General features: G+C 72.1%; 14 protein-coding genes. 6 read left to right on the top strand and 8 right to left on the bottom strand.

The window, feature by feature from the left end:
• Positions 1–210: 210 nt before the first annotated feature.
• The 4 genes from IE295_RS08505 to IE295_RS08520 all read left to right on the top strand — a co-directional run bounded on the left by IE295_RS08505 (position 211) and on the right by IE295_RS08520 (position 3,903).
• Positions 211–1,044 (top strand): hypothetical protein, encoded by an 834-nt coding sequence (locus IE295_RS08505; RefSeq protein WP_190062892.1) that lies wholly within the window; start codon positions 211–213, stop codon positions 1,042–1,044.
• A gap of 64 nt (positions 1,045–1,108) precedes the next feature.
• Entirely contained in the window at positions 1,109–1,894 is a 786-nt protein-coding gene (locus IE295_RS08510; RefSeq protein WP_224323628.1) for a vWA domain-containing protein, read from the top strand.
• A gap of 15 nt (positions 1,895–1,909) precedes the next feature.
• Entirely contained in the window at positions 1,910–2,779 is an 870-nt protein-coding gene (locus IE295_RS08515) for a PP2C family serine/threonine-protein phosphatase (protein WP_224323629.1), read from the top strand.
• Positions 2,776–3,903, top strand: coding sequence for a hypothetical protein (locus IE295_RS08520; protein ID WP_190062893.1), 1,128 nt, complete (start codon positions 2,776–2,778; stop codon positions 3,901–3,903). Before IE295_RS08515 ends, IE295_RS08520 begins: the two co-directional genes overlap by 4 nt.
• 17 nt (positions 3,904–3,920) lie before the next feature.
• Here IE295_RS08520 and IE295_RS08525 read toward each other — a convergent pair whose 3' ends face one another.
• From IE295_RS08525 to IE295_RS08555, 7 genes are all read right to left on the bottom strand, one after another.
• Positions 3,921–4,958 (bottom strand): PP2C family protein-serine/threonine phosphatase, encoded by a 1,038-nt coding sequence (locus IE295_RS08525; protein ID WP_308013222.1) that lies wholly within the window; start codon positions 4,956–4,958, stop codon positions 3,921–3,923.
• A 177-nt stretch (positions 4,959–5,135) separates the two neighbouring features.
• Positions 5,136–5,915 (bottom strand): SDR family oxidoreductase, encoded by a 780-nt coding sequence (locus IE295_RS08530; RefSeq protein ID WP_190062895.1) that lies wholly within the window; start codon positions 5,913–5,915, stop codon positions 5,136–5,138.
• 193 nt (positions 5,916–6,108) lie between these two features.
• Complete coding sequence (locus IE295_RS08535; RefSeq protein WP_190062896.1) at positions 6,109–7,680, bottom strand: AMP-binding protein; 1,572 nt, start codon at positions 7,678–7,680, stop codon at positions 6,109–6,111.
• A gap of 87 nt (positions 7,681–7,767) precedes the next feature.
• Complete coding sequence (locus IE295_RS08540) at positions 7,768–8,673, bottom strand: carbohydrate kinase family protein (RefSeq protein WP_190062897.1); 906 nt, start codon at positions 8,671–8,673, stop codon at positions 7,768–7,770.
• Positions 8,670–9,596, bottom strand: a complete 927-nt coding sequence (locus IE295_RS08545) for a pseudouridine-5'-phosphate glycosidase (protein WP_190062898.1) — start codon at positions 9,594–9,596, stop codon at positions 8,670–8,672. The genes IE295_RS08540 and IE295_RS08545 overlap by 4 nt, the downstream gene beginning before the upstream one ends.
• Positions 9,597–9,834: 238 nt before the next feature.
• Positions 9,835–10,248: a hypothetical protein gene (locus IE295_RS08550; RefSeq protein ID WP_190062899.1), complete on the bottom strand. Its 414-nt coding sequence runs from the start codon at positions 10,246–10,248 to the stop codon at positions 9,835–9,837.
• Between the two features lie 236 nt (positions 10,249–10,484).
• Positions 10,485–11,165 carry a hypothetical protein gene (locus tag IE295_RS08555; protein WP_190062900.1) on the bottom strand — a complete coding sequence of 227 codons (681 nt, stop codon included), beginning with the start codon at positions 11,163–11,165 and terminating at the stop codon, positions 10,485–10,487.
• Between the two features lie 165 nt (positions 11,166–11,330).
• Between IE295_RS08555 and IE295_RS08560 the strand changes: the two genes are divergently transcribed.
• Positions 11,331–12,929 (top strand): amidase, encoded by a 1,599-nt coding sequence (locus IE295_RS08560; RefSeq protein WP_190062901.1) that lies wholly within the window; start codon positions 11,331–11,333, stop codon positions 12,927–12,929.
• Between the two features lie 59 nt (positions 12,930–12,988).
• Here IE295_RS08560 and IE295_RS08565 read toward each other — a convergent pair whose 3' ends face one another.
• On the bottom strand, positions 12,989–14,242 hold the full coding sequence (locus IE295_RS08565; protein ID WP_190062902.1) for a DUF1266 domain-containing protein: 1,254 nt from the start codon (positions 14,240–14,242) through the stop codon (positions 12,989–12,991).
• 482 nt (positions 14,243–14,724) lie between these two features.
• Here IE295_RS08565 and IE295_RS08570 point away from each other — a divergent pair, with 482 nt between their 5' ends.
• Positions 14,725–15,705, top strand: a complete 981-nt coding sequence (locus IE295_RS08570; RefSeq protein ID WP_224323630.1) for an alpha/beta hydrolase — start codon at positions 14,725–14,727, stop codon at positions 15,703–15,705.
• Positions 15,706–15,759 lie beyond the last annotated feature (54 nt).

The raw sequence follows: 15,759 nt of genomic DNA on the forward strand, positions 1-15,759 counted from the left end.
TTCGCCCGGGCTGAGGGGGGTGCCATGGGCCGGTCATTGCTGGCGATCCTTTTCGTCGGCCTGCTGACGACGGCAGTGCCGCATACGAACGCTTCCGCTGCCGAGTCCACACCGTGCACTGATGCCACGCTGCAGTGCTGGGCCGAAAGGGCCATGACGGGAAGCCCCGTCATGGTGAGGCTTGAGGGGCCCGTGAAGCCGGATGGCATCTTGAGGGACGGCAAACAGCCGAACGACGAGGACCTCAAGGGCTTCAGGGACGCTCTGCGCACAAGGCTGACAGTGCAGGTGGCGGACAAGGTACAGACGGGGCCCGGAGGGACGCTGCTCCTCATACTGGCCGGGAACCGGTTCGTCGGCCGGGACAGCGTATTCAGCCAACTGGACGACGAAACCCGCAAGTTCCTCTCCCGGGCCGCCCCCTGCGAGGACCTGTGCAAGATGAGCCGGGATGCCAAAGGCGACATCAAGGGACAGCAGCTGATCAACGACAAGTTCGCCGGAGAGGTCGACCGCGACATCATCATCGGCGCCAGGGACGGTGGCAAAGCCAAGGGAGACGGGGCCGGCGCGAGCGGCCCGGGCGACACGAACAAGGCACACGACACGGACGACTCGCGGTGGCTCCTCACCGTGACCGGCGGGGGACTCCTGGCGCTGCTGGCGATCCTCGGCGTCCTCATCGTCCGCTCCTCCGGCAGGAACTGGACGCCCGCCACCGCACTGCCCGCCCCCGCCCCGACCGGTCCGGGCCCCGCCCCGCGTCCCGGCGCCCCCTCGCCCCGTCCGGCAGTGGCCCCCCGGCGCCGCAAGCCCGTCGCCGTGCCGTCCGGTCCGCGGCGTTCGGCCACCGTACGCACGGGACTCCACCCGCAGGGCTACGTCGAGCTCGGGCGCTGCCTGCGCCGGGCCGCCTGGGCGGATCCCCGCGAGCCGGCCCCCGCCCTCGGCGAGGTCGTCGACGTCTTCGAGGCCGACGGGCGAGCGGGGCCCGGCCCCGGCCCCGGCGTCCTCCTCGCCTTCCCGCGCGACGCGGGACGGTAGGCGAGGGCGGCGACGGCAGCGGACCCGCACCCACCACGCACGCTTCACCACCCACCATCCCGTCATGAGTTCCGGAGCAGCCATGCGCCACGACCGCGCCCGCAGCAGGACAGTGCGGACCGAATACGAAGACATCGAGTTCGAGAACAACGCCCAGCGCCTGCCCCTGGTGCTCTGCCTGGACACCTCCAGTTCCATGTCCGGCCCCCCGATACAGACGCTCAACGAGGCCCTGCGCGAATGGGCCCGGGAGCTGCACGACGACGTGAGCCTCAGCCACAGCGTCGACGTCGCCGTCGTCACGTTCGGGCAGCAGGGGGTGAGCACCTGGAAGGGATCGCGACAGCTGCCCCCGCAGTCGCCGGACAGCCCCTTCGTGCCGGCCCACGCCTTCCGGCCCCCGCAGCTCTTCGCGGAGGGCGTCACGCTGATGACCGAGGCCCTGGAACTGGCCATGTGGATCGTCTCGGCCCGCAAGACAGAGCTGCGGCGGTCCGGGCTGCAGTACTACCGCCCCCAGATCTGCCTGGTGACCGACGGCCTGCCCACCGACGGCACCGGACATCTCACCGACAACTGGAAGCGGGTGGTCCCCGTGCTGGCCGCCGAGCAACAGGCGAGGCACTTCAGGCTGTACGCGATCGGCGTGGGCGGCATCACGCCGCGCGGCGAAGAAGTGCTGCAGGCCTTCGCCCCGAAGTTCAACGCCCGGCTGAACGGCTTCCCGTTCCGCCAGCTGCTCCAGATGATGTCGGCCAGTGCCACCGCCGAGCAGAAGGGCGCCGGGGACGAGGTGTTCGAGAAGATATTCAGCCAGTTCAAGACCCAGCGCCCGGCCTGGGAATCCTGACGGGGCCCGGGCGCCGTGGACAGGCACGACGGGCGGGACAGGCACGACGGGCGCGACGCCCACGACAGGCGCGACGCCCACGACAGGCGCGACGGGCCGGCGCAGTCGGCGTGGCGGATCCACGGGATGAGCGTCGAGGGGTACCGCCACCGGCGGGACGGCATCCCCTGTCAGGACGCGTGGCACTCCGCGGTGGTGGGGCCGCCGGACGCCGCCGTGGTGGTGCTGGCGGTCGCGGACGGTGCCGGCAGCCGTCCCCACTCGGGCCAGGGCGCCAGGTTCGCGGTCCAGCTGGCCACCTCGCACTTCGGACAGCGCGCCGAGGTACGGCCGCAGAGCGCCGACGCGGTGCACGCCCTGCTGCTGGACGCCTTCAAGGACGTACGGGAGGAGTTCGTGAGCCGTACGGACGGCGACCCGGACGACTTCGCGGCAACCCTCACCGTGGTGGTGCTCGCTCCCACCTGGCTGGGGCATCTCAGCGTCGGTGACGGCTTCGTCGTGCTCCGGTCGGGGGCCGAGGGGGGAGAGCGGCTGTTCCACCTGCTTCCCCAGCCGGACGCCGTCAGCGAGTACAGCAACGAGACGGTCTTCCTCACCTCGCCCGACGCCGAGCACTGGGTCCACACCGAATGCGTCTGCGACGAGGGGATCGACGGCGTCCTGCTCTCCACGGACGGGCTGACGCAGGCCGCGCTGTCCAGGTCGGCCGGACGGCCGCGCGGCGCCAACGCCTCCTTCGCCTCGGCGGTCCTGCGCTCCCTCGACGCCCCCGGCCCCGATCCGCACGCGGACGACCTGGCGCTGGCCGAACTGCTGCGCTCCGACCGGCTGACGGCCTTCAACGCAGACGACAAGACGCTGCTCAGGGCGGTGCGGCCATGACCGGCCGCGTCGTGTTCATCGGCGGTGAACGCGCCGTGCTCGCCGACAACCCGCTCAAGAGCGGTGGCCAGGCGGCCGTGTTCGCGGTCGAGGGGCACCCCGGATCCGTCGTCAAGATCTACCACGAGCCGCCCGGCCCCGAGCAGGAACGACGCCTGTGCCGCATGCTGACGATGGCGCCGCTGGGCGGCCGCCCCGTGGACTTCACCCAGCAGCCGGAGCTCGCCTGGCCCACCGCGCCCGCACGCGACCCGGGCGGGGAATTCGTCGGCTACGCCATGCGCAAGTTCGGCGAACCCGAGCACGTACAACTGGTGGCCCTGTTCTCCCGCGCCCAGCGGCTGCGCATGTTCCCCGACCGCGCCGACTGGAAGTTCCTGCTCGGGGTGAGCTGGAACCTGGCCTTCATGACGGCCCGGATGCACGACGAGGACCTCGTCATCGGAGACTTCTCCAGCAACAACGTCGTCGTCGACCGGAACGGGTTCATCACCTTCCTCGACTGCGACTCCATCGCCTTCACCGACCCGGTGTCGCGCGAGGCGTTCCCCTGCCTGATGCACACCGCCGACTACTCCGCCCCCGAACGGCAGGCGGGCGGCCCGGCCACCCGCGCGAGCGACGACTTCGCGCTGGCGGTGCTCATCTACCAGATCCTGACGGGGGGCAACCACCCCTTCGGCGGCGTGCTGCACGACAGCGACTCGCAGGCCACGGTCAAGGACAACATCGCTGCCAGCTGCTCCTACGTCGTACGGCCCGAACGCGTGGTCATCCCGCGCGGTGTCATCGACCCGAGCGTCCTGCCGCCCGCGCTGCTCGCCCTCGCCCACCGCGCCTTCGGGCTGGGGGTGACCAATCCACCGGCCCGGCCCTCCGCGCGGGAATGGCTGCTGGCCCTGGACCAGGAACGGCCGCGCGTACGAACGTGCAAGGCCCGCACGCTCCACACCTACGGATCCCACCTGGACGCCTGCCCCTGGTGCGCCCGCCTCGCCACCACGGGCCAGGACCCCTTCGGGGCGACACCCCTTCCGGAGCCGGAATGGGGGGTGCGGGCGGTGCTGATCGCGGCGGCCGTGATCGTACTGATCCTGGTGGTGGTCCTGATGACGTACGCCTGAGCACCAGGGCGGGCCGGCTACGGGGAACGTTCGACGAGGAGCATCGCCACGTCGTCCGCCAGGTGGCCCTGGGTGTGCCGGACCAACTCCTGGTGCAGTTGTTCCAGGTACTCCTGCGGAGTACGGGCGTGCACCTGCTCCATGGCCTCGGCCAGGGGGAAGAAGCCGTTGTCGTGGCCGCGGGCCTCGATCACGCCGTCGGTGTACAGCAGCAGGCGGTCGCCGGCCGCGAACGGATAGCGCTCAGCCGTGTCGGGAAGGCCGATGACGAGGTCCTCCAGGCCCATGGGCGGCATCGCGGAGGTGGGCATCAGGGTCAGGACCTTGCCCTGGCGCAGCACCAGCGGAGGCGGATGACCCCGGTTGACCACCTCGACCACGGGTCCGTCCGGCACCTGGGCCACGAGGGCGGTGACGAACGCCTCCGCCAGGGTCTCCTGGTCGAACGCACCCGGTACGGCGCACTCCCGTCGCAGCGCGGCCGCGCAGTGGTGGATCACCTCCACGAGGTCGTCCTCGTAGTGCACGGCCTCCCGGAACGCGCCCAGCACGGCCGCGGCCGCGCGCACGGCGGGCAGCCCGTTGCCCCGGACGTCCCCCACGATCATCCGGACCCCGTACCGGGTCTGCACGGCCTCGTAGAGATCGCCGCCGATCTGCGCCCCCGTCTCGGCCGCGAGGTACATGCTGGCGGTCCGGACCGGCCCCAGCCGAGGGGGTACGGGCCGCAGGATGACCTCCTGCGCCGCCGCGGCGATGCGGCGGATCTGCTCGAGCTCGTTGTGCCTGCGCGCCTGCACGGCGCTACTGGTGGTGATGCTGGCCACGGACACCAGGAAAAGCGCGAGAAAATTGGTGTAGACCTGTTGGGTGCCCCAGGCGTCATTGTGGGTCGCGGTGGCCACGCTCACGGCCACCGCGACAGCCGCCGCCGAAAGGGTGCCCCGGGGCCCCATCGTCACCGCGGCCAGCGCCGGCGTCGCCGTGAGGAGAGGACCGGTGTACAGAAAGTGCGCGGGCGAGAACTCGATGCCCACCACCAGCAAGGCGATCACGAACGGTACGCACTCCGCCACTGTGAAGAGGCGCCGGCTGAGGGCGCCCGTTCCCGGCCGAGGCGGTGAGCGGAGGAGCGACCGCATGCTTACAGGTTCCCCCGTGCGGCCCCGACGGTCCACTCGTCCGCGCATCCGCCCCGGGCACACCGGCCACCGTGGCCGCCCCGGAGGCCCTCAGGACCGCCCGGCCCGCGCACGGGCGGCCAGATACTCCTCGAACGTCCGCGTGCCCACTGTCCGGTCCGGGGCGAGAAGGCCTCCCGCCCGCATCTTCCGGAAGATCTTTCCCGGCAGCGCCACGGACACCACGCGTCGGCGCAGACCCGCCGCACGCAGCGTGGCCTCCGCCAGGTCACGGAAGTCCCGCACCTCGGGACCCGCCATGTCGGCCACCCGTCCCGCCGGTGCTCCCTGAGCCAGCTCCACCAGACGGTCGGCGACCTCGGTCACCTCGATGGGCTGGCACCGCACGCCACGCGGTGTCAGCACCACCGGCAGCCGGCGCTGGACGCGGACCACGGTCGCCACCAGGTCGTGGAACTGCGTGGTGCGCAGAATGCTGCAGGGCAGCCCCGACTCCCGGATGATCCGCTCCGCCTCCAGCTTCGCCCGGTAGTAGGGGAGAGGCACCCGATCGATGCCGACGATCGAGATGTAGACGACATGCGGGACCCCCGACCGCCGCGCGGCCTCGACCAGCCGCCGCGTCGTCGCCACGTCATTGCGGGAGTTGGTCGCACAGTGCACCACCGCCCGCACATCCGCCAAGGCGTCGTCGAGGCCCGTGCCGTCGGCGAGGTCGCAGACCGCCCACTCGTACGGCCGGTCGTCTTCCGCCCGCCGCGCCCGGCGGCTCATCACGCGCACCGGCACGCCGTCGGCGAGGAACCGTGCCACGACGGCGCGACCAAGGGTGCCGGTGCCACCGGTGACGAGGATCGGCCTGCTGTCCACTGCTCACGCACCTCCGAAGTCCGGCCGGGCCGCGCCGGGCCGCGCTGTGCCCGGCACCTGCTCATCCTGTGACCCGGCCGTACCGGCCGCGCCCGCGCGCCCAGCATTCCATGGGGCTGTTTCCGTGCGGACGGGGCGTCATGCCGCGTACAGGTGTGGGGGTACGACGCAGGCGTGCCGGGCCAGGAGGTGATCAGCCGCCCAGCGTCCTGCGCAGCAGTTCCTTGTCCGGCTTGCCCGCCGAGGTGAGAGGGATGTCGGGCAGGAGGTGGAGGGCCTCGGGCGCGTACATGGGGCCCTTGTGGGCGGTGACGAAGGCGCGGATCCCCTCGAGGTCGGGGGTGTGGCCGTCGCGGGGGACGACGGCGGCGTGGACGTGCTCGCCGGCGTCGGCGTCCTGGGTGCCGAAGACCGCGCACCGGGCGACGGCGGGGTGGGAGAGGAGGAGCTCCTCGATCTCGGTGGGGTGGACGTGGCCTCCCACCACGATGATCACGTCCTTGAGGCGGCCGACGACGAAGAGGTAGCCGTCGTCGTCGAGGTAGCCGATGTCCCCGGTGCGCAGCCACCCGTCCCGCAGGACCTCGGCGGTGAGGTCGGGGCGCTTCCAGTAGCCGGGCATGACGCCGGGGGAGCGCACCTGGATCTCCCCTTCCTCCCCTGACGGCAGGGTCCGGCCGCCGCTGTCGCGGATGGCGACCTCGACCCAGGGCAGCGGACGGCCGGTGGTGATCCGGCCTTCGCGCCCGGTCACCGTGTGTTCGTGGGGACGGGCTTCGGCGATGGCGGGGACCTCCGTCTGGCCGTACCAGCCGTAGAGGACCGGGCCGAAGACGTCGACGGCCTGGCGCAGGCGGGTCGCGGAGGCGGGGGAGCCGCCGTAGGTGATCCGGGTGAGGCTCGACAGGTCGGTGTCGGCCAGGGCGGGGTGGTCGAGCAGCCGGTGGAGCAGGGGCGGCAGGAGCCACATGTGGGTGATGCGTTCCCGCTCGATCGTCGCGAGGACGTCGCCGGGGTCGAAGGCGAGCCTCAGGACGGCGGAGCCGCCCTGGCACAGGGTCTTGTCGGTGAGGGGGCCGGAGAGCCGGGCGAGCGGTGTGCAGGCGAGGTAGCGGGGCGGCTCGCCCGCGTCGGGGAGCGGGTGGTCCAGTCCCTGGCGGTACGGGCCGTGGGTCGTGCGGATTCCCTTGGGGATGCCGGTGGTGCCGCCCGTGAACGCGATCGAGAGGTCGTCCCCGGGTCCGACCGCGGCCGCGAACGCCGGCGGTTCGTGCCCTTCATGCCCTACACGCCCTACATGCCCTTCGTGCCGGGAGGAGGCCGCCAGGATGTCCTCGCCGAAGGGGCCGGGCCCCAGGCCGAGCACGGCAGGCGGCTCGACGAGGGACAGCAGTTCCTTCGCGGCCGCGTGCCGGGTGGAGTCGACGAGCAGCATCGTGGTGTCCACGCTCCGCACGATGCGCGCGAGCACCGCGGGGGCCATCCCTTCGTAGAGGTGGACCACCCGGGCGCCGGCGAGGTGCGCCGCATAGCGTGCGACGAGGGATTCGGGGGTGTTGCCGGTGAGCAGGGCCACGGTGGCGCCGCGGCCGACCCCCCGTTCGGCCAGTTCCCTGGCCGTCCGGTACGTGCTGTCGCTCAGCTCCCCGGCGGTGACCCGCCGCCCGTCGGCGGCGGTCAGCACGGGCCGGTCAGGGGTGCGCGACAGCACGTCGAGGATCGCTGTGGGGTAGCTGACGAAGGCGGCGGAGTGGTCCTCGCTCATGTTCGGCTCTCCTTGGCGGCGTTGGCGGAATGGACCTGGAACGGTGCGGCGCACTGCGGCCCGTTGGCCGTGTCTCCCGTCCAGTCTTCAGGGGCTTTGGGGGCGGGCGCCGATGTGGGCGGCTGCTCGGGCGCCGGCGCGGCAGCCGTGGCGTGCGGCTGTGACGGGGGCGTGGCCCGCCAGGCGGGCTGCGAGGAACGCGCCGGTGAAGGCGTCGCCGGCGCCGGTGGTGTCCACGGCGGTGGCGGGCTCGGCCGGAACCTTGGCAACGATCGTGCCGGATGCGGCCACCAACGCGCCTCGCGGTCCCTGCGTACAGACCACGAGCGGAAAGTGGCGGCTGAGTTTGGCCGCCGCGTCCGCCGGGTCCGGCAGTCCGGTGAGGAGCGCGGCCTCGTCGTGGTTGGGCAGCAGGACGTCCGCTCCCTCCACGGCCGTGAGGAAACGGTCCACCCCGAAACGGGCGATGAAGCCGGCGGAGGCCGGGTCGACGCTCACCGGAACGGAACGGGCGCGGGCCGCCGCCATCGCCAGCCGGGCGGACGCGCGGCTCGTATCGGCGAAGAGGAGGTAGCCGGAGACGTGCAGATGGCCGGCTCCTGCGAGGAGACCGTCACTCCAGTCGGCGGCCGACAGGCGCAGCACCGCGCCGCTGTCGGTGAGGAACGTCCGCTCGCCGTCCGCGCCGACCAGACAGATGACCGTGCCGGTGGGGGCCTCGGGGTCGACCACGAGGTGGGGCCGGACACCGGCCGCGCGGAGTGCGCGTTCGTGCGGGTCCGCCGCGTCCGCGCCGACCCGGGCCAGGAGGCGTACGTCCTGGACGCCGGAGTGCGCGGCCCAGCAGGCCACGTTGGCACCCGCGCCACCCGGGAGGGTGACGATGCGGGCCGCCGTGTCGGTCGCGGGGGCGAGCGGTGTGCGGTGGCGGGCCAGGACGTCGGTGACCACGTCACCGACGACGAGCAACGCCCTGCCGTCGACAGCGGTCATGAGGCGTACGCCGCGGCGATCCCGGCCGCCAGCCGCACATTGCCCCGCACCGCGGCCACGTTGGCCTCCAGGGAAGCGCCGTCGGTGTGCCGGACGAGGTAGTCGAGGAGGAAGGGCGTGACCGCCTGACCGGTGATGCCGTCCCGCGCGCACGCCTCCAGCGCTTGGCCCAGCACCCGGTCGTGCAGGGCCGGGTCCAGCTGCTGCGCCGTGGGCACGGGGTTCGCGACGATCAGTGCCGAGGGCGGACCGCCGAGCGTGTCCTGGGCACGCAGTACGTCGGCGACCTCCGTTGCCGTTTCCGCCGTCCAGTCGACCGGCTCACCGGAACTGCTGAGGTAGAAGCCGGGGAAGTCCGTCGTCCGGAAGCCCAGCACCCCGATGCCTAGCGTCTCCAGACGCTGCAGGGTCGCCGGTACGTCCAGGACCGACTTCACCCCGGCGCAGACCACCGCGATCCGCACCTTCGCCAGCAGGTGCAGGTCCGCCGACTCGTCCTGGGTCTGTTCCCACTCGCGGTGGACGCCGCCCAGGCCGCCCGTCGCGAAGACGCGGATGCCGGCCCGCGCGGCGAGGAAGGCGGTCGCGGACACCGTCGTCGCCCCGCTCACCCGCGCCGCCACCGCCGGTGCCAGGTCCCGGTGCCCCAGCTTGCGGAAGCCGTCCTCGCCCGCCACGCGCGCCAACTGCGCCGCGTCCAGGCCGATGTGGGGCCGCCCGTCCAGCACCGCGATGGTCGCGGGAACGGCGCCACCGGTCCGTACGAGCTCCTCCAGCTCCTCGGCCACCCGCAGGTTCCGCGGCCGGGGCAGGCCGTGCGCGATGATCGTCGACTCCAGGGCGACCACCGGACGGCCACGGTCCAGAGCTTCCCGGACCTCGTCCGCCACGACCGGCAGCCGTGCTCCTGACACCTCTGACATCGCAGGCCCCTCCCATCACGCCGAGCACGGCGCCGCTCACCCGATTGCTGATGCACAGAGCCGTTCCCCGAACCACGGCGCCGGAAGCCTTGTCATGTCTGATCACGGCATGTCGGACAGGTGGTTCCACGTCGTCGTCCTCCTGGCCGCGATCCCGGCCGTACGGGCGCTCCACCGCGCGATCGAGACCGCCGCTTCCGGCGAAGCGGCGGTCTCTCCGGCATCGTCCCCGGACGGTTCAGTCCACCTTTATCGACAGGGTCACCTTGGCGTCACTGCCGTTGTGCCATCCGGTGTCGTACTTCGGGCTGCGCGGGATGTTCGGGGCATGGGGGTTGAAGTGCGTGTACGTGGCTTCCCACGCGCCGATCACGACCCTGGCGCGGGGCTCCGCGGCGTAGATCTTGTCCCAGACGTACAGAGAGACGCTGGACTGCCGCTTGCCGGCGTGCGTGCGGTGGCATTCCTTGTACTCGACCTTGGCGCCGGGCAGTGTGATCGTCTTCCACCCTTCGCACGTGGCCGCCCGGGAGGCCGCGGACGTGCTCGGAGAATCCGCTGCCGCGACCCCGGCACCGCCGAAGGTGGCGCCTGCCAGGACCAGGGCGGCCGCGCCGAGGCCGATGCGTGCGGAGGTGCTGCTGATGTCCATGTGGGCTCCCTCGTGTCATGAGCGTGGTGCCGGACCGGACCGGGGCGGGCGGTCGCTTGCCTCGCCGCCCCCGGTCCGGCACCAGACTGGTCCGCCCCGGGCACGTCCGTCAGGCAGCCGGCGCCAAGGCGGGCCGAAGGGGGACCGAGCCCGCGGTGACCTGCTGGGACGTCATCTCCCACGGGACCCTGAGGGACGCCGGGACACCGGGACGCCCGGACGGGCTCAGCCCGGGCTCACGACTGGAAGATGGCCGTGAGGTCGGTGACCACTCCGGTCTTCTCGTCGAGCTTGGCGTAGAAGAGGTTGCCGGCACAGGTGTACCCCTGGGCGGGGGACGTTCCCGCCGCGCATGTCCTGACGACCTCCGCGAGTGTCTCGACGTCGGCCGGCCGGAGTTCCGAGCGCTTGGTGGCCTCGTTGTACGACAGCAGGCGCACCTTGGCGTCGCCGGCGAGGTAGTAGGGGCCGATCGGCATGTCGGTCTCGAAGTAGCCGTCGTTGTCGACCCCTGGGCCGCAGTTGAGCTTCGGTTCGGTCGCACCCATGACGCCCTTGTCGTCACCCGCGTTCGCGATGCTGAGGACGATCCGTTTCGCCGGTTCGAGCAGCTTCTCCTTGTCCTTGTCCTTGTCCTTGTCCTTGCAGAAGTCCGCCGGGGTGTAGACCTTTGTTTCCTTCGGCTCCTTCGGCTCTTTTGGTGCCTGTGGGGCAGCCGGTGCGGCGGGCGTGGCGGGGGCCGACGTCGCCGCAGGCTTCGATCGGGGTGCGGGGGCCGGGGAGGAGCATGCCGTTGCCGGCAGGGCGACCAGCGCGAGGAGGCCGCCGAGGGCGGCAGCGCGCCGCCGTGACCCGAACGGTGCCGTCCGTATGGTCCGCTGACGTTCGTCCGTGTGATCGTGCCCGTGCCCGTGCATGGTGTGCCGCCCCCCTGAGTGACCTTGACGGGGGGACGCTAGCAAACGGGCCCCCGCGCACGGGGTACGGGGATTCGTCAGGCCCCCCAACTGCCCTGCCAGGGGTCACGAGTGGCCGTTGCGGCACCCTTGCGCGGGAGGCGGGCATGTAGTGCGCTGTGCCTCATGGGGAAGAGGAGTACTGCTGCACTGATCGTCGCTCTGATGGCGGGGTCTCTTGTGACGGGAATGCCGGGTCCGCGTGCGCAAGCCGAGGGGTCCGGCACCGGCGGTCCGTCGCCGTCCGGTTCGCCCCGGACGCCGGGGGTCGATCTCGACAGGGTGACGATCCCGGAGTTGCAGCGCCGCATGGCGGACGGTTCGTTGACCTCGTCGGCGCTGACCACCGCCTATCTGCGGCGCATCGAGGCCGTCAATCCCAGGATCCACGCGGTCCTGCGCACCGACCCGACGGCCCTGCGCCAGGCCGCCGCCAGTGACGCCAGGCATCGGCGCGGCGAGACCCGTGGCCCGCTCGACGGCATCCCCGTCCTGCTGAAGGACAACGTGAACACCCGCGACATGCCGACCACGGCCGGGTCGCTGGCGCTGGCCGGGGCCCCGCCGGACGCCGACGCCGCCCTGGTGACCCGGCTGCGGGACGCGGGGGCGGTGGTCCTGGGCAAGACCAACCTGTCCGAGTGGGCGAACTTCCGTGCGGCGAAGCCGACATCGGGGTGGTCGGCGGTGGGCGGGCAGACCCACAACCCGTACGTACTGGACCGGAACCCGTGCGGGTCGTCCTCCGGATCGGCCGCCGCGCTCGCCGCGTCGTTGGCGCAGGTGGCGATCGGCACCGAGACGGACGGCTCGATCGTGTGCCCGGCCGGGATGAACGGGGTGGTCGGGCACAAGCCCAGTCGCGGACTCGTCAGCCAGGCCGGCGTGGTGCCGATCTCCGCCGAGCAGGACACCGCGGGGCCCATGGCCCGCAACGTGACCGATGCCGCGCTCACCCTCTCGGTGCTCAGCGGTGGCGAAGCCATGGGCCCCGGCGGCTCCCACGACCTCATGGACCGGCCGGCACACCCCGGCGATCTGCGCGGCCGGCGGATCGGCCTGTGGCGCCTGCCCTCGCTCGGGCCGCAGGTGGACGCCGTGATGACCCGTACGGCGGAGAAACTGCGCACCGCGGGGGCCGAGGTCGTCGAGGTGACGCTCCCGCACCAGGAGCGACTCGCCGAACTCGAATACCCCACGCTGCTCAGTGAATTCCACCGGGACATCGACGCCTATCTCGCCACCCGCCAGGGCCCGCGCAACCTCGCCGAACTGATCGAGTTCAACCGCACCCACCCGGCGGAGCGGACCTGCTTCTCCGGCCAGGAGCTGTTCGAACAGGCTCTCGTCGCGCCTCCCACCACCAGCCGGGAGTACCGGGCGGCGCGCGCCGAGCTGAAGAGCCTGTCCCGGCGTTCCATCGACGAGACCATGGCCGCCCACCACCTGGACGCGATCGCCTCGCCGACCAACCCGCCGGCCTGGACGACCGACTGCGCGCGAGGCGACAACGACGTGATCCCGTCCTCCACCCCCGCGGCCGTGGCCGGCTACCCGTCGTTGTCCGTGCCCGCCGGATTCGTCGGCCAACTGCCCGTCGGCGTGCTCCTCATGGCCGGTGACCACCAGGACGCCCGGCTGCTGAGGCTGGGGGCCGCGGTGGAACACCGGCTGGACGCCTGGCGGGCACCGCGCTACCTGCCGTCGGTGGGTCCGGGCATGTAGGGCCCGCCCCACGGCCCCAACGGCCCCAACGGCCCCAACGGCCCCAACGGCCGCAACGGCTACGCGGTGGCGAACGGCACCGTACGCCACGGGCTCTCGGGGTCCTCGGCCAGGGCGCGGTGCGCCTGGAGGACCTCGGTGTACCAGGAGCCGAAGTGCTCCTCGTCGAAGTGCAGGCACCGGCCGAGCACATAGCCGGCGGAGAACTCCTCCCACGAGCCGTACGCGTCCCGCGCGGCCCGGGACGCGCGCTCGAGGGCGGTGTACATCTCTGACTCCGTGGCGTACCGGGCGCCCCGGCCCCAGCGGGCCATCTTGGAGGCACGGCCGATGTCCCAGGCGGCGACCGTGCGGACGAAGCCGTCCGGCGGCAGCAGCCCGTCGGCGCGGAACCGCGCCTCGTACCGCAGGACCTCGCCCACCAGCGCGCACAGCTGCTCCACGAACCCGGTGAACTCCGGGTCGTCGGTGGCGGCGCCGCCCTCCCGGGCACGGGCCCGCAGTTCCGAGGCGACGAGGTCGCGCCACTGCCCGGGGTCGACGCGGGTGCCGGGGACGCGGGCGAGCGCGGCGCGGGCCCCGAGGACGAAGTCCCAGTACCAGGGGCTCACGTCGCGCTCGAGCAGCCGCTCCTGCATCGCGAGCCAGTCCTCGCGCCCGTGAACGCCCCAGCTGTCGGCGATGCGCTCGACCTCGCCCCGGTAGCCCATGCCGTGCCAGTGCGGGGTGTTCCACGCGTCGCCGTTCTGGAAGCACAGGTGGGCGCCGCAGGCCAGGCCGTGCAGCAGCGGGCCCTGCGGCGGTGCGCCCGTACGGCGGGCCACCACGCGGTCACCCAGCCCGTCCGGTTCGAACAGCTCGTGGTGCAGGTCCAGCCAGGTCTCCCGTTCGTCGTCGTCGGCGGAGAAGTACTCCTCGCAGGGCGTGGCGGCGTTGACCGCGAGGACGTCCACGCCGTCGGGCAGGATCCCCGCGAGCGCGCCGAGGCTCGCGTACTCGTAGACCAGGTGCGGATGCGGCCGCGGCAGCAGGCCCGACGTGTACACCTGCACCGCGGTGCGTCCGTCGGGCAGCGGGAGGGTCAGCATGGGGCGCTCGTCCTCATCCGCCGCCTGGGCCTCGTCGAGACGCACCGGGTAGTACACCCCCTCGACGGCGAGGGTGCGCAGGTAGCCGTACGCCCTGCCGGCGCGGCTCAGCCTGTACAGGTACTGCTCCAGGTCGGTGGGCGCCTGCCAGAGGCTGCCGTTGTCCGGCGCCGGGACGACAGGAAAGAACTCGTCGTGGGCCTCGTCCGCGGACGCCGTCTGCATGGGGTTCCTTCCGTGCCGCTGCCGTCGTCGTCCCGACGACGACCTCAAGATCGCTCAGGTACGGTACCGGGGGCCCTTCCCCGCCTCGCCCCGCCCCTCCCCTTCCTGTCCGGTGCGGTCCGGAACCGGACCCCGGCAGCCGCTTCTCCGGCCCGCGGAGGCAGGGCGCACAATAAGTGATCACAGCGTGCCGTCCCCGGCCCGCTCCTGCCCCGTCGTCACGTCCCCGCCGGCACGCCCGGCCGTCCCTCGCCCACCCGGCGCGCAGCCCCTGGACGGCTGCGCGGCCTTGTCCTCCACGCCCGTACCGAGGCGTTACTACCTGATTTCAGCTGCGGAGCCCACTGATGCCCTCGTTTTCCCACCCCGCTCGGCCGCCACGCCGGGGATATCGCTTCCGTCGCGCCAGACCCTGGTGGATAGCGGCGGTCGTCGTCCTCGGCCTGGGCCTCATTTCGTGGCCGGTCCTTCACTACACCGGCGTGCTGTCCAGCAAGGGCGAGCCGGTCACCTTCGGTGACGACGCGGCCGGCTCCTCCCGCCAGGCCGGTGCCAAGCCCCAACAGAAGGAGCAGGTCGACGACGCGCCGGAGACCCTGATGCCGACGGGTCCGGCCGCCGATCTGCGGGAGGAGAGCAGGCTGGCGGACGGCACGGTCATCGCGAAGACCACGCTGCACGGCGCGAAGTCGGGTTTCACCGGAAAGGTATGGGTGTGGGCCCCCAAGCAGTACAAGGACCCGCAGTACCGGAAGAGCGGATTCCCGGTACTGGTCGCCCTGCCCGGCGGCCCGGGCGCCAGCGGGAACTACTGGATCGGTAGCAACCTCAAGCTGCAGGCGTCCATCGCGAAGTGGTCCCAGGAGGGCAAGGCCCAGCCGTTCATCGTGGTGATGCCGGTGCTCAACCCGGGCACCGACAAGAAGGAGGACTACCACGACGGCAGCGACATACCCGGCCGCCCCAAGATGGGCACCTGGCTCGCCGAGGACGTCCCCGACTTCGTCCGCGCCAACTTCCGCACCCTGAAGTCCCGCGACGGATGGGCGTTCATGGGCTCCTCCAGCGGCGGCTTCGCCGGACTGAAGAACGTCCTGCAGCACCCGGACAAGTTCAAGGCGGTCATCGCCTCCGGCCCCGACATCGTCCCCGACTCGCCCCACTGGAAGGGCCACGAGGCCGAGCGGCAGGCCAACAACCCGCAGAAGCTCGCGCAGCAGCTCATCGACACCAAGGGCCCCGACGTCTACCTCGCCTTCCAGTACGGCACCGCGGAGCACCCGATCACCATCAACGGCGTCAACGGGTTCATCGGCACCTACGGCAACAAGGGGCCCGTCCACACCCACCTGACGAAAATACCCGGCGGCGTCCACAACGCCGAGACGTACGTCCGCGGCCTGGGCACGGGCCCCATGGAGTGGATCAGCAAGAACATGCAGGGACCCACGCCCCGGCCCTGACCCGTAGGTCCTGACTCCCTGCGCCCCGACTTCCTGTGCCCGGCAACGCCCCCG

The organism is Streptomyces griseocarneus (assembly GCF_014655595.1).
Lineage (GTDB): Bacteria > Actinomycetota > Actinomycetes > Streptomycetales > Streptomycetaceae > Streptomyces > Streptomyces griseocarneus.